General features: G+C 63.9%; 14 protein-coding genes. 5 read left to right on the top strand and 9 right to left on the bottom strand.

The genetic code is table 11. The annotated features are described in order from the left end of the window. Positions 1–116: 116 nt before the first annotated feature. From ACM9HJ_RS18870 to ACM9HJ_RS18850, 5 genes are all read left to right on the top strand, one after another. Positions 117–440, top strand: coding sequence for a hypothetical protein (locus ACM9HJ_RS18870; RefSeq protein WP_416573311.1), 324 nt, complete (start codon positions 117–119; stop codon positions 438–440). A gap of 246 nt (positions 441–686) precedes the next feature. Then, positions 687–1343 (top strand): OmpW/AlkL family protein, encoded by a 657-nt coding sequence (locus tag ACM9HJ_RS18865; protein WP_416573310.1) that lies wholly within the window; start codon positions 687–689, stop codon positions 1341–1343. A 218-nt stretch (positions 1344–1561) separates the two neighbouring features. Next, a protein-coding gene (prfB, locus tag ACM9HJ_RS18860) for a peptide chain release factor 2 (RefSeq protein WP_416573309.1) occupies positions 1562–2684 on the top strand; the annotation gives its coding sequence in 2 pieces (ribosomal slippage) (positions 1562–1630 and positions 1632–2684; 1122 coding nt in all). A gap of 226 nt (positions 2685–2910) precedes the next feature. Then, on the top strand, positions 2911–4497 hold the full coding sequence (locus tag ACM9HJ_RS18855) for an ATP-binding protein (RefSeq protein WP_416573308.1): 1587 nt from the start codon (positions 2911–2913) through the stop codon (positions 4495–4497). 739 nt (positions 4498–5236) lie between these two features. Then, positions 5237–5719, top strand: coding sequence for a helix-turn-helix domain-containing protein (locus tag ACM9HJ_RS18850; protein WP_416573307.1), 483 nt, complete (start codon positions 5237–5239; stop codon positions 5717–5719). A 76-nt stretch (positions 5720–5795) separates the two neighbouring features. Here the strand turns inward: ACM9HJ_RS18850 and sucD are convergent, their stop codons facing one another. From sucD to ACM9HJ_RS18805, 9 genes are all read right to left on the bottom strand, one after another. Further along, entirely contained in the window at positions 5796–6668 is an 873-nt protein-coding gene (gene sucD, locus ACM9HJ_RS18845) for a succinate--CoA ligase subunit alpha (protein WP_416573306.1), read from the bottom strand. 1 nt (position 6669) lies between these two features. Then, positions 6670–7866, bottom strand: coding sequence for an ADP-forming succinate--CoA ligase subunit beta (gene sucC, locus ACM9HJ_RS18840; protein WP_416573305.1), 1197 nt, complete (start codon positions 7864–7866; stop codon positions 6670–6672). A gap of 411 nt (positions 7867–8277) precedes the next feature. After that, positions 8278–8589, bottom strand: a complete 312-nt coding sequence (locus ACM9HJ_RS18835) for a hypothetical protein (protein ID WP_416573304.1) — start codon at positions 8587–8589, stop codon at positions 8278–8280. 186 nt (positions 8590–8775) lie between these two features. Next, a complete protein-coding gene (locus ACM9HJ_RS18830; RefSeq protein WP_416573303.1) occupies positions 8776–9996 on the bottom strand; it encodes a class I SAM-dependent methyltransferase in 1221 nt (406 codons plus the stop codon). A gap of 145 nt (positions 9997–10141) precedes the next feature. Continuing rightward, positions 10142–10456 (bottom strand): hypothetical protein, encoded by a 315-nt coding sequence (locus ACM9HJ_RS18825; protein ID WP_416573302.1) that lies wholly within the window; start codon positions 10454–10456, stop codon positions 10142–10144. A gap of 557 nt (positions 10457–11013) precedes the next feature. After that, positions 11014–11979: a malate dehydrogenase gene (gene mdh, locus ACM9HJ_RS18820; protein WP_416573301.1), complete on the bottom strand. Its 966-nt coding sequence runs from the start codon at positions 11977–11979 to the stop codon at positions 11014–11016. 252 nt (positions 11980–12231) lie between these two features. Then, positions 12232–12672 carry a nuclear transport factor 2 family protein gene (locus ACM9HJ_RS18815; RefSeq protein WP_416573300.1) on the bottom strand — a complete coding sequence of 147 codons (441 nt, stop codon included), beginning with the start codon at positions 12670–12672 and terminating at the stop codon, positions 12232–12234. 123 nt (positions 12673–12795) lie between these two features. After that, entirely contained in the window at positions 12796–13056 is a 261-nt protein-coding gene (locus ACM9HJ_RS18810) for a hypothetical protein (protein ID WP_416573299.1), read from the bottom strand. 2 nt (positions 13057–13058) lie between these two features. Next, positions 13059–13325 (bottom strand): hypothetical protein, encoded by a 267-nt coding sequence (locus tag ACM9HJ_RS18805; protein ID WP_416573298.1) that lies wholly within the window; start codon positions 13323–13325, stop codon positions 13059–13061. Positions 13326–13358: the final 33 nt, after the last annotated feature.

Here is a 13358-nt window from a genome sequence, read left to right as displayed (position 1 = left end):
TTTGGTGTGATTTACACCCTGTCCTGGTACCGGCTTTCATGCGACTCTTTGCTTGAAGCATGGCCCCGCGCGGCCGTTGCCAGTCTCTTGGGCCAGTCTCTGGCGGGTGTCCGCAAATGTCCTTGAAATCCTGGTTCATCGCCCTGACCGCCCTGTTGCTGGCCGGCCCCGCTTCCGCGGTCACCTGCACCTTGCCGCGCATCGATGGCGGGATCCAGAGCGGTCAGGCCGACCGTATCGACAGCGACCGCACCGCCCTTCTCAGCTATGAGGCCTGCCTGACCGAGCAGGAGGAGTTGGAGTCCGCCTTCAACAGCCCCGCCGCCGGCCGCACGGCCCTGCAGCGGGAGGCCGCGGCCAATCTGCGCCGCACGCTGGACGCCTGGCAGCGCACCCGCCGCGCCGCCGACGCCACGCCCGTGGACAAGAAGCGCTCCTGACCCCCTCCCCTTGCCAATCTTCCTGCCACCGGCCCCCGCCCATGCGGGCGCCGTTTCATGTTGTCGCGCAGCATGGGCGCATCTGCCATTCGGATAATGATGGCAGGCACGTTAATCAAATTGATCCAAGTCAGGGAAGGCCTCGACCAAGGCTTCTATAAGTCAATCCTGTAAACGACGCGTGAAACGGCGTCCAGGAGCCGGCGGAAATATTCGCCCGGCACATGATATAGGAGCCTTGTTCCCATGAAGAAGTTCGCTGTGCCGGCGCTTGCCGCCGCGTTGACGATTGGTGCCGCCGCCGCTGTGCCGGCCCTTGCGGAAAAGGCCGCCGGTGACCTGCTGGTCCGTGGCCGCATCATCCATGTGAAGCCCGACGAGAGCAGCGACCTGAAGCTGGGCACCACCGGGATCGCCGGCCATGCCGCCGTCAGCAACTCCACCGTGCCGGAACTGGATTTCAGCTATTTCTTCACCGACAACATCGCCGCCGAACTGATCCTGGGCACCACGCACCATGATGTGGCCGCCAAGGGCTCGCCGCTGGGCGCCTCGGTCGATCTGGGCGATGTCTGGCTGCTGCCGCCGACGGTGACTGTGCAGTACCATTTCAACCCCAAGGGCAAGGTCAGCCCCTATATCGGCGCTGGTGTGAACTACACCATTTTCTACGGCGACGATCCCGGTGCGGCACTCGGCATCGACTATGACAATTCCTTCGGCCTCGCGGCCCAGGCCGGTGTCGATTTCGCGCTGACCGACAAATGGTCGCTGAACCTGGACGTCAAGAAGCTGTGGCTGAACACCGACGTCAAGGTCAATGCCGGCCTGGTCAGCCCGGTCAATGCCAAGGTCGACCTTGATCCGTGGATCTTCGGCGTCGGCGTCGGCTATCGGTTTTGATTGACGTGCCCTCAGGCATCAACGGCATGGATATGTAACTCCATGCCGTTGGCCTCTTGATCGAACGGTTCAACCCCACCGTTCCCTGAAACCGGGGGCGGCCATGTCGGGAATTGGCTTGGCCTCGGGCATCGTCCGGGGGTAAACAGGCCCCTTTCCAACGTGGCCGCCCCCGGACCATTTCCGGGCCGGCCAGAGCTTGCAGATCGGAGCATGCCATGCGTGCCGAAATCCAGGCGGTGTCCGAGGCTGTGGAACAGTCCTTGGGCCTGCTGAGGAGGCATCTTTGACTGGGAGAAATCCCTGTTCCGCCTCGACGAACTGACCGCACTGACCGAAGACCCGAACCTGTGGAATGACAGCGACCGGGCCCAGAAGCTTCTGCGCGAGAAGAACCAGCTGGAATCGTCCCTGAACGGGACCAGGCAGCTGGAACGCGATCTGAAGGACAATCTGGAACTTCTGGAAATGGCGGAGATGGAAGGCGATCAGGACATGATCGCCGAGGCCGAGAAGGCCGTCTTCGCCTTGAAGGACCGCGCCGCCACCATGGAGCTGGAAAGCCTGCTTTCCGGCGAGGCCGACGCCAACGACGCCTTCCTGGAAGTCAATGCCGGCGCCGGCGGCACGGAGGCCCAGGACTGGGCCCTGATCCTCCTGCGCATGTATACGCGCTGGGCCGAACAGCACGACTACAAGGTCGAACTGCTGGACGAGACCAACGGCGAAGAGGCCGGCATCAAGTCCGCAACCATCCAGATCAAGGGCCACAATGCCTATGGCTGGCTGAAGTCGGAGACGGGCGTGCACCGCCTGGTGCGCATCAGCCCGTTCGACAGCCAGGCGCGGCGCCACACCTCCTTCTCCTCGGTCTCCGTGACCCCGGTGATCGACGACAAGATCAATGTCGAGATCAATGAGAAGGACGTGAAGGTCGATACGTTCCGCGCCAGCGGCGCCGGCGGCCAGCACGTGAACAAGACCGATTCCGCCGTGCGCTTCACCCACATCCCCACCGGGATCGTGGTCTCGTGCCAGCAGGAACGCAGCCAGCACAAGAACCGGGCCAAGGCCTGGGACATGTTGCGCGCCCGCATCTATGAGATGGAGCTGCGCAAGCGCGAGGAAGCGGCCAACGCCCTGGAAGCCACCAAGACCGATATCGGCTGGGGCCACCAGATCCGTTCCTACGTCCTGCAGCCCTACCAGATGGTGAAGGACCTGCGCACCAATGTCGAAACGTCGGACAGCGGCGGCGTGCTGGATGGCGACCTAGATAAGTTCCTCCAGGCGGCCCTGGCCCAGCGCCTGAACGGCCATGGCGACGCGGCCACCAGCTGACCCCGCGACGTTTCGTCAAATATGGCGTCCAATAGCCGGGGCCCGGCAACATTCTGTTGCCGGGCCCCTTTTTTTCATCCAGAAAGGATCAACCGGGCCGGTGGCGTATGTAACGCGTCGACCCTTTCCCATTTTTCCAAATGGCGGATGCCCCGGCGTCGGTGGGACGCGATCAGGCATCATATGGGGTTGCCTGATGGTCGCGTCGGATACGACGGCGTTGGATATGTCTGCCGGAGGACTCGCGGGGGCCGATCCCCTCTTCTCCTCCTATTTCAACAGTACCTCGCTGGGTCTGGTGCTGCTGGACGGTGACGGCACGGTGCGCGCCGCCAACCGCGCCGCCCTGCGCGTGGGTGACTTCGCCCCTGCCCAGGTTCTGGGCCTGACGCTTTGGGATACGCCCTGGTGGCGGGGTGCGCCGGGCCTGCGTGAGCGGCTGATCTCCGCCGTACAAGCGGCGGGCCAGGGCGCCACCATCCGCTTCGATGCCGCCACCGGCCCGGAGACGGGCGCCCCCCTGGTCTTCGACCTGTCCGTCACCCCCATCGATCCCGGGCCCGATGGAGCGGCCCGCCTGATGGTGGAGGCGCGCGACGTGACGGAGGCGCGCGACATCGAACAGGCGCTGCGCGCCAATGAACAGCGCCTGCGCGACATGGTGGAAGGCTCCGTCCAGGGCATCGTCGTCCATTCCGGCAAGCGCATCCTGTTCTGCAACCCGGCCTATGCCCAGATGCTGGATTACGCCTCGGTGCTGGACGTGATGTCGATCAGTCTGGACGACATCATTCCCGAGCCGGGCCGCGACCAGGCCAACCGGGCCTGGTCCATCCTGCTGGCAGGCGGCAAGCTACCCATCATCCGCTCCGCGCCCAATGTGAAGCGCGACGGATCGCTGATCCATGTCGATGTGCTGGCCCGCCGCATCGTCTGGGACGGGCATTATGCCATCCAGGCCACCGTGGTGGACGTGACGGCCCAGGCCAAGGCTGCGGCGGCGGAAGCCGCCCGTCTGGCCGCGGAGGAGGCCTCGCAGACCAAGTCCGCCTTCATCGCGACCATGAGCCATGAGCTGCGCACGCCCCTGAACGCCATCCTGGGCTTTGCCGGCATGATCGCCAGCGGGGAACGCGACGGCACCCCGCCCGACCCGCGCCATGTCGAATATGCTGGCGACATCACGGTCGCGGCCAAGCACCTGCTCTCGGTCATCAACGACATGCTGCATCTGTCGAAGATCGAGGCGGGGCGCCTGACGCTGGAACCCTGCTGGATCCCGCTGGAGGGCGAATTGCGGCAGATCCAGCGCATCGCCCAGGGCCTTGCCCAGAACAAGCACCTGTCCATCGGTGTCGAACTGCCGACAGGCGAACCGCTGCTGCTGCTGGCCGACGAGCGGGCCCTGCGCCAGCTGCTGCTGAACATTGTCGGCAATGCCGTGAAGTTCACCCCCGATGGCGGCGACATCCGGCTGGCGGCGGAATTCGATCGCGCCGACGGGCGGCTCGTCCTGTCCGTCACCGACACGGGCGTCGGCATCCCCGAAGGCGATCTGGAACGCATCTGGCGGCCGTTCGAACAGGTGGGACGGGTGCAGGACCACCAGAACGGCACCGGCCTGGGCCTGTCCATCGCCCGCGCCCTGGCGGAACTGCACGGCGCCGTGGTCTCGGTCGACAGCGTGCTGGGCCGCGGAACCGTGTTCCGCTTCCGCTTCCCGGCCGATCATGTCGCCCGCGGCACCGCCCCCCGTCCCGCCGCCTCCAACGACCAGCCGGGCGAATCCGCCGCCATGCGCGCCGGACGGTAGGCCCCCCCCCCGCAACCTCGCGGGGTAAAAATGCCGGCTGGTAACGGAAATATAACCGTTTGGGGTTACCCCTGTTGCAACCGGTCTCCTCGCCGGTGAAAAATAGTCATTTCGACATACGCTTGCATGTTGGAGGGGCTCAAATACAGGAACTTACACCCTTTCGGAATACAACCAACGCCAGAATTCGCGTCGGCGATTATCAGGTTTGGTCATATGACCCAACCAAATAACCCCTGTCCGGCTGCAACCGACTTTGACAAGCGGGCGCCTTTTCAGTCACCATCCATTTCAATCGAACGGATGGAGACTACATACGGCATCCGCGCCGTCCCAAAGACAGTTCCATATCAGAATACAGGGACACCTCGATCTTGCTGTCGGGGCTGCTATTTCCGCGCCTTCTGCCACCGGCTCATTCAGCCGAACTGCAATGTCGCAGAAACCGGAAAAATGCCGGCCCATTTATTTCGTGTGCCGGCTTCCGTTTCATTTTGCAAAGGCTCAACCTCTTGAAAACGAGTTTACGCATCGAAAAACGGGAATTCAACGATAATCCACCGTCAATTGGCGTCCTCCGGCAGTGGCCGCCCCATGGAATATCGGAACCCGGAGTTGCATACAGCAGGATGCGATCTCGTATCCTCTGCTGGCCCGGCCCGCACCCACATCATGATTGGGTCACTGAACCAATTTCCCCCGCATATTCTGGCCGATCCTTCCATGGTGGGGGCGGGGCATGAACAGCGCCATTGCACAGCGCTTGCGGGAATTGCGCAAGCGACTCGGTTTTGACCGACGGTCGGACATGGCACAACATCTGGGCCTGCCCAACTCCACCTACAGCGCCTATGAGGGGGATGCCGGTCCGCCCAAGGTGGAATGGCTGGTGGAGCTGGCGCATCGCGGCGTGAACCTGAACTGGCTGCTGACCGGCGAGGGGGAGATGATGCTGCCCCCGCACATGGTCGCCATCGCCGCCACGCCCGCCACCGGCAGGCGCGCGGAGGCTGCCGACCTGCGCGGGTCCGAACTGAACACCTATCTCCTGGCCGCCATGATCCACCATGTGGAGCGCGATGCCCAGGAACGCGGCCAGCCCCTGACGCCCATGGAAAAGGGCGAACGCGCGGCCCGCCTCTACGCGGCCTCGGCCCGCGTGGCGGAAAGCGAGTTGGCCAGCCAGCCGCCGACATGGGCGGCGGACGGGTCGGAGCGGTAGGGCTGAGAATACCAAACAAAAACCCCGCCGGAGCGATCCGGCGGGGTTTTCTACTCACACGCTCCAGGCCGATAGATCAGCCCAGCGCCTTCACCATGGTCGAACCCAGGCTGGCCGGGCTTTCGGACACATGAATACCGGCGGCGCGCATCGCCTCCACCTTGAACTCGGCGGTGTCGTTACCGCCGGAGATCACGGCACCGGCATGGCCCATGCGGCGCCCCGGAGGGGCCGTGCGACCGGCGATGAAGCCGACGACAGGCTTCTTCAGGCCCGACGCCTTAATGTATTCGGCGCCGTTCACCTCAGCGTCACCACCGATCTCGCCGATCATGATGATGCCTTCGGTTTCCGGATCCTTGGCGAACATCTCCAGCGCGTCCACGAAGTTCGTGCCGTTGACCGGATCGCCGCCGATGCCGATGCAGGTGGTCTGACCCAGGCCGGCGGCCGTGGTCTGAGCAACCGCTTCGTAGGTCAGCGTGCCGGAGCGGCTGACGATGCCGATCTTGCCGCGCTTGTGGATGTGGCCGGGCATGATGCCGATCTTGCACTCATCCGGGGTGATGACGCCGGGGCAGTTCGGGCCGATCAGGCGGGTGCCGCTGTTGGCGAGCGCGCGCTTGACGCGGACCATGTCCAGCACCGGGATGCCTTCGGTGATGCAGACCACCAGCGGCAGTTCGGCATCGATGGCTTCCAGGATGGCGTCGGCCGCGAAGGGCGGCGGCACATAGATGACCGAGGCATTGGCGCCGGTCTTCAGCACCGCGTCGGCCACGGTGTCGAACACCGGCAGGTCGAGATGCTTGGAACCGCCCTTACCGGGCGTGACGCCGCCGACCATCTTGGTGCCATAGGCGATGGCCTGTTCGGAATGGAAGGTCCCCTGCGCGCCGGTGAAGCCCTGGCAGATGACCTTGGTGTCCTTGTTGACGAGAACGGCCATGTTACGCGGCCTCCTTCACGGCCTTGACGATCTTTTCCGCGGCGTCGGCCAGGTTGTCGGCCGACAGGATCGGCAGGCCGCTGTCGGCCAGGATCTTCTTGCCCAGATCGACGTTGGTGCCTTCCAGGCGGACAACCAGCGGAACGTGCAGGGACACTTCACGCGCGGCGGCGACAACGCCCTCCGCGATGACGTCGCAGCGCATGATGCCGCCGAAGATGTTGACCAGGATGCCTTCGACATTCGGATCGGACAGGATCAGCTTGAAGGCGATCGTGACGCGTTCCTTGGTGGCACCGCCGCCGACATCCAGGAAGTTGGCCGGCTCGCCGCCATACAGCTTGATGATGTCCATGGTGGCCATGGCCAAGCCGGCGCCGTTGACCATGCAGCCGATGTTGCCATCCAGCTTCACATAGTTCAGGCCATGCTTGGTAGCTTCCGTCTCCGAGGCTTCTTCCTCCGTCGGGTCGCGCAGCTCTTCCACGTCCGGGTGACGGTAGAGCGCGTTGTCGTCGAAGTTGACCTTGGCATCCAAGGCAATGACGTCACCGGCACCGGTCACGACCAGCGGGTTGATCTCGACCATGCTCATGTCCAGGTCCACGAAGGCCTTGTACATGGCGGCCATGAACTTGGCGGCCGCACCGACCTGCTTGCCTTCCAGGCCCAGGGCGAAGGCGACCTTGCGGGCGTGATAGCCCTGCAGGCCTTCGACCGGGTCGATGGCAACCTTGGTGATCTTTTCCGGATGGCTGTGCGCCACTTCCTCGATCTCCATGCCGCCCTCGGTGGAGGCGACGATGGTGACGCGCGAGGAACCGCGGTCCAGCAGCATCGACAGATACAGCTCGCGCTTGATGTCCGCACCTTCCTCGATATAGAGGCGGCCGACTTCCTTGCCCGCTTCACCGGTCTGCTTGGTGACCAGCACCTGGTTCAGCATGGCGGCGGCGTTGGACTTCACATCGTCCACGCTCTTGACGACGCGCACACCGCCCTTGCCGTTGGGGTCGTTCTTGAAACGACCGGCACCACGGCCGCCGGCATGGATCTGCGACTTGACCACCCAGACGGGACCACCCAGTTCGGTGGCAACCTTGGCGGCTTCGTCCGGCGTGTAAGCGACGCCGCCGCGCGGCACCGCGACGCCGTATTTCTTCAGCAGGCTCTTGGCCTGGTACTCATGGATATTCATCGGTCAGCCGTCTTGCTCTGGATGGGAGACGGGCCGGTCCGGCAGGGGGTCCGCCGGGCCGCACACGGGGGTCCTCCCCACGCGGGCGGCACTTTAGCACTATGGGAACCGGGATCAACCATCCAAAGGTCCCCGCTCATGTCCGCACGCCCGTGGAATTTTGCATGAGCGTACGGACGTGCCGGCGACAGAAAATGGCGTAAACCCTTGCATCGCAATACGACCATGCCGCATGTGCGGAATGGTTGAGCGTAGCGCGCAAGGGTGCCATGTAACGGTGACAGGACCACTACGCAATCTGGCGGGTAATTGGCCTTGCGCGTTCCGGCCCCCCATCGGCCGGAACGTGGCACATGGCAGGGGGCGCCGCCGGAGCGGCTTCCGGTTACCCGAAAACCGCTCCCGTCCGGATCAGCCGCCGCGGCTCTTGAAAGCCTTCAACTGCTTGTTGAAGTTCGCCGCCAGCTTTTCCATACGTTCCGTGGACTTGTTATAGCTTTCCACGTCCATCTTGCCGCGCTTGCCCTCCATGGTCAGGCAGGCCTGATATTCCTCGGTCGAGGCGATATAGGCCTTCACGGCCTTCACGGCGTCGGCCATTTCCGCTTCCGATGCTGCCGAGCCATCGGGCAGGGCCGGCGGGTCCCCCTGCTCGCAGCCGGCATAGGCCGCACCGGTCAGAAAAAACAGGGAGAGGACGGTACTCAGGATTGCTTTCTTCATGATATGGGCACCCCTTGAACAATAAAATTTTAGGCAATAAAGCATCCGTACGTGCCGCCACGACGGTTGCTTTATTTCCCCGGTTTTATTGGGTGCCAAGTTATCCCCAACTGACTGACTATTAGGCTTTGAAGCCATTATCTCCCTAAACTTGGGGATAAGGATAAAATCATCTTAGGGGGTACGTCAATTCCGCCTGGGGCGGGACGGAATGGTAAATTCATGCACGAATGCAGGTACCGTGACGGCAGTGGCCCCGCGCCAAGGGTCACGGATCCGCCCCGGCGGCCAGCCGGCGGCCCTGGCCGCGGCCAGCATGCGCCGGGCAATCAGGTCCGGGGAGGGCAGCAACCAAACCGTGCCGCCGAATCCGGTGATCGCGTCGGGGGACAGGATCATCCGGCCTTCGAGCCGGCGACCGGCCTGCAACAGGTCGAACAGGGTCAGGCGCCCCGCCGACACCATGTCGGCCAATGGCGGATGGAGCCCGGCCATGCGGGCATAATCCATGCCCAGCCCCCAGAGCCCCACGGTCCCGCCGGCTTCGACCTCCGCCACGATGGTCCGGGCGATGGCGTGGCGCCGCGCGGCCAGGATATCCAGGCTGAAAGCGACGCTGCGGGCGGCATCGGTGCTGTCGACACGGCGGACCAGGGTACGCAGCACCCCGCGCCGGGCATCCGCCCGCACCAATGCCAACCCGCAGGACCGCAGCAGCGCCGTCAGATTATCGAGCGTGAAATAATGCAGATGCTGGGGCACGACCAGAGGATGGACGCAGGCCAGCCGAGCATCGACCGCACCAAAGTCCGGCACCTCTATATAGGCGTGGCCACCGGGGGCCAGCATGGTGCGAAGGGAGCGCAGGAAGCCTCTGGGCTCCCGCACATGTTCCAGCACATGGGTGCAGAACAGCATTCCGGCCCCCAGTTCCCCCTCCGGTCCCGACGGCAAGCGATTCAGGTCCACAGGCCGGAACGGTATCCCCTCGGGCAGCAGGCGCTGGAAATCCAGCCCCATCAGGCGTTCGACAGGCACGCCATGGCCATCGCGCAGCAGCCGCAGGATCTCCCCCCGCCCGCAGCCGACATCCAGGATCGGGCCGGTCGCCGCGAACACCTCTTCCTGGCAGAAGGCCAGCGTATCCTCACCACCGCAGATCGGCTGATCACTGCCGATGACCCGGTCGGAACTGTAGAGATTGGCCAGGAAGGCGTCGTCATACTGCACCCCCAGCCGCACATGGCCGCAGGTTCGGCAGGCGATCAGGGGGATGGAGCGGTCCTGACGGACCAGGCTGTCTTCGGGATCAGCCAGCCAGCCGCCGCTCTGCATGGTGCCGACAGGATCGGCCTCCAGATCCGCACAGATGGGGCAATCTGCCGGTGCATCCTGCCATTCAATCACGCCATATACCCCCGTCACGCATCGGAAGGCAGCATAGCATGGGCCAAAATATGGAAAAACCTGTGCCGGTTTCCCAGCACAGGTTTCTCGTCAAACAGCCTGCCCGACGGAGATGACGGGCGGCCGAAGATGTCGCAGCGACCGATCAGCCGTTGCGGGCCTTGAAGGTCTTCAGCTGCTTGTTGAAATCGGCGGCCAGCGCTTCCATGCGGGCGGCCGACTTGTTGTAGGCGTCCAGATCCATCTTGCCACCCTTGCCGGCGGCTTCCAGGCACGCCTGGTATTCTTCGGTGGCCACGATATAAGCCTTCACCGCCTTCATCGTCTCACCCATCTGCTCCTGGGTGGCCGTGGCGCCATCCACCAGCGACGGCGGAGCACCCTGCTCGCAGCCGGCGGCGAAGGCGGAGGTGGCGGACAGGGACAGCAGGGCGGTGGCGAACAGCAGGGCGGTCTTCATGGTGTGTCCAATTCCTTATGATGGCGAGGTTCGGTTCAACGACGGTGGCGGGACGTGCCAGTGGAATACCGCCAGCGTCAACAACATTCGCACCCGGGCGGGGGTGCCATGCCATCGGTGGCGACACTTTACTGACCTTGTGACGCGACCCCCTCTTCAGGACTTGGCCACGCCAGACAATTAACTAGACACTTCATGGAAACATCGCGGCATCGGCGCTCAAGGGCACTTTTTACTCGCGACGTCCGTTTGATGGGGCGGACTATACGGGCGACCCGTAACTGAATGGTTAAAAAACTGGTGGAAACCTATCCTTTCGGCACGCGTGAATGCAGATCAGTTTTGCGCGTGAAGCAAAGATACAGCGTCAAGTCATGCGTAATCTTGATGGATATTTGTATTGTATTTTATGCAATTGCCGATGAACAGTTCACCCGCGACATGTTCTGGCCGATTTCGGTTCTTATCAGGCAACAAAAAACCCCGTGTGAGCTCCACACGGGGTTTTCATTACGGGTGGAGGCCGGAGCCCCCATCCGTTAACGAGCGGTCAAGGATCAGCCTTCGGCCGAGACCTTGGCGGTGACTTCCACCAGGACCTTAACAGCGTCGACCGACTTGTCGAAATTGGCCTTCTCGTCGGCCGACAGCTCGATCTCGATGATCTTTTCCACGCCCTTGGAACCGATGACGGTGGGCACGCCGATATAGAGGCCGTCCACGCCATACTGACCGGTCAGCTTGGCGGCGACCGGCAGGACACGCTTCTTGTCGCGCAGGTAGCTTTCGGCCATGGCGATGGCGGAAGCGGCCGGGGCGTAGAAGGCGGAACCGGTCTTCAGCAGGCCGACGATCTCCGCACCGCCGTCACGGGTGCGCTGCACGATCTTGTCCAGCTTCTCCTGCGTGGTCCAGCCCATCTTCACCAGGTCGGGCAGCGGGATGCCGGCGACGGTGGAATAGCGGACCGACGGGACCATGGTGTCGCCATGGCCGCCCAGCACGAAGGCCGTCACGTCCTCGACCGACACACCAAACTCTTCGGCCAGGAACCAGCGGAAGCGGGCGCTGTCCAGCACGCCGGCCATGCCGACCACCTTCTCCGGCGGCAGGCCGCTCTCCTGCTGGAACAGGCCGACCATGGCGTCCAGCGGGTTGGTGATGACGATGACGAAGGCGTTCGGGGCGTGGGCCTTCACGCCGGCGGCGACAACCTTGATGACCTTGGCATTGATGCCGACCAGATCGTCACGGCTCATGCCCGGCTTGCGCGGCACGCCGGCGGTGATGATCACCACGTCGGCGCCGGCGATGTCGGCATAGTCGGAGGTGCCCGCGTAACCGGCGTCGAAACCGGCGACCGGCGACAGCTCGGCGATATCCAGCGCCTTGCCCTTGGCAACGCCCGCGAAGTCGGGAATGTCGAGCAGGATGATGTCGCCCAGCTCCTTCTGGCCGGCCAACAGGGCCAGCGTGCCACCGATCTGGCCAGCGCCGACAAGCGCGATCTTCTTGCGTGCCATGGGAATTTCCCTTCGATTTGGTTCGGGTCAGGAAACAAGATTACGTTTGGAACATCCGGCAGCACCTTTCATTAGCTGCAATGCGGGATGACCCTGGGCGGCGTGATTAGCCTGAAACAGCCGTTCGGGCAAGCCGACAAGGGTCGTGGGCGCGGGGTGGCTGGTCAGCGCCTGACGCAAGGCGTGTATGCAGCAGCGTTCGGAAGCGGAATTTCCGGCGGCGGATACCTGCGCTGAAGGCAGAAATACGCGTCAGCCCTGCTTCTTCGGCTGCCACATGGCGTTGACGATCACCCAGCGATCGCCGAACCGGCCCATATGGAAATAATCCACGAACCAGGGCGTCTCCACCCGCGCCACGGCGACATTGCCGGTGACGTCCAGCACCCGCACCGACCGGTCCCATTTCTCCTTCGGCGTCTTCAGCACGCCCTGGCGCGTCAGTTCCACCAGTTCATCCTTGCTCATCCGGCGCAGGCCCAGCACCTCGTCCTTGTCGGGCGTGGCACGGACGGCGCGCTTGGCCAGATCGGGATGCAGCGCACGCGCCACGCGGGCGGCATCGCCCTCCAGCTGGCCATCGACATAATCATAGGCCGTGGCCTCGATCGCCTTGATGGTGGCCGGATCGGTTTCGGCCTGCGCCGGCAGGGCCAGGGCGAGCAGGAGAAGGGCGGTCGCGGGCAGGCGCATGGTGACGGGCTTTCATCGGATGACGGGAAGCCGTGGACTGTATCGGATGGAAACAGGGGTGCAATGGCGGGTTGGGACTGGCCCCAGGGCCGGGGCGGCACTTGGCCCCAAGCACACATGCCATCAGGGCCGGCCACGCCAGCGCAACTCGCCTCCGGTGCGGCGGCGGGTGACCCAGAGCAGCAGAAGCGTGGCCGGGACCACGACCATGAGGGTGATGGCGACATGCCAGAGCGTTTCCCCCACCGGAAGCAGGAAGGGAAGGCCCCAGATCAGCAACAATATAAGGGCACTGTAGGCAAAGTTGACCGCCCAGCCTTCCCAACTGGCGGGAACCGCGCCATAGCCGTGGGTCTTGGGCCGGAACCAGTAACGGTTGGCCATGGTCAGCTCCGGCCGCCCCAGCGCCACCGCACCTCGCCCTCCGTCCTCGACCGGGCGATGAGGAAGAAGATGCCGCCGCTGATCGCGGCCCAGGCCAGCGGGATGATGGCCCGCCACGGGCCGGGCGGCACGTCGGCATAATGCTGGATGGCCCTGATGCCACCCACCAGGATCAGGATGAAGGAAGCCGTGACCAGCCAGCCTTCCCAGCCGGCGGGGGAATAGCCGATGCCATGTTGCTTGGGCACGAACCAGGCGCGCTTGGCCATCTTCCCCTCCATCCACCAGAGATGGTCAATCCT

It is taken from the genome of Niveispirillum sp. KHB5.9, assembly GCF_048066115.1.
In the GTDB taxonomy this organism is placed as follows: Bacteria; Pseudomonadota; Alphaproteobacteria; order Azospirillales; family Azospirillaceae; genus Niveispirillum.
This window is presented reverse-complemented; position numbering and strand designations above follow the sequence as displayed.

What these genes read in the sequence shown, in the direction of transcription:
- ACM9HJ_RS18805 (WP_416573298.1), bottom strand. Translation starts at nt 13,325, where the DNA reads ATGGCCAAGCGCGCCTGGTTCGTGCCCAAGCAACATGGCATCGGCTAT.
- ACM9HJ_RS18865 (WP_416573310.1), top strand. Translation starts at nt 687, where the DNA reads ATGAAGAAGTTCGCTGTGCCGGCGCTTGCCGCCGCGTTGACGATTGGT.
- ACM9HJ_RS18855 (WP_416573308.1), top strand. Translation starts at nt 2,911, where the DNA reads ATGTCTGCCGGAGGACTCGCGGGGGCCGATCCCCTCTTCTCCTCCTAT.
- sucD (WP_416573306.1), bottom strand. Translation starts at nt 6,668, where the DNA reads ATGGCCGTTCTCGTCAACAAGGACACCAAGGTCATCTGCCAGGGCTTC.
- ACM9HJ_RS18825 (WP_416573302.1), bottom strand. Translation starts at nt 10,456, where the DNA reads ATGAAGACCGCCCTGCTGTTCGCCACCGCCCTGCTGTCCCTGTCCGCC.
- ACM9HJ_RS18810 (WP_416573299.1), bottom strand. Translation starts at nt 13,056, where the DNA reads ATGGCCAACCGTTACTGGTTCCGGCCCAAGACCCACGGCTATGGCGCG.
- ACM9HJ_RS18850 (WP_416573307.1), top strand. Translation starts at nt 5,237, where the DNA reads ATGAACAGCGCCATTGCACAGCGCTTGCGGGAATTGCGCAAGCGACTC.
- ACM9HJ_RS18835 (WP_416573304.1), bottom strand. Translation starts at nt 8,589, where the DNA reads ATGAAGAAAGCAATCCTGAGTACCGTCCTCTCCCTGTTTTTTCTGACC.
- ACM9HJ_RS18870 (WP_416573311.1), top strand. Translation starts at nt 117, where the DNA reads ATGTCCTTGAAATCCTGGTTCATCGCCCTGACCGCCCTGTTGCTGGCC.
- mdh (WP_416573301.1), bottom strand. Translation starts at nt 11,979, where the DNA reads ATGGCACGCAAGAAGATCGCGCTTGTCGGCGCTGGCCAGATCGGTGGC.
- ACM9HJ_RS18815 (WP_416573300.1), bottom strand. Translation starts at nt 12,672, where the DNA reads ATGCGCCTGCCCGCGACCGCCCTTCTCCTGCTCGCCCTGGCCCTGCCG.
- sucC (WP_416573305.1), bottom strand. Translation starts at nt 7,866, where the DNA reads ATGAATATCCATGAGTACCAGGCCAAGAGCCTGCTGAAGAAATACGGC.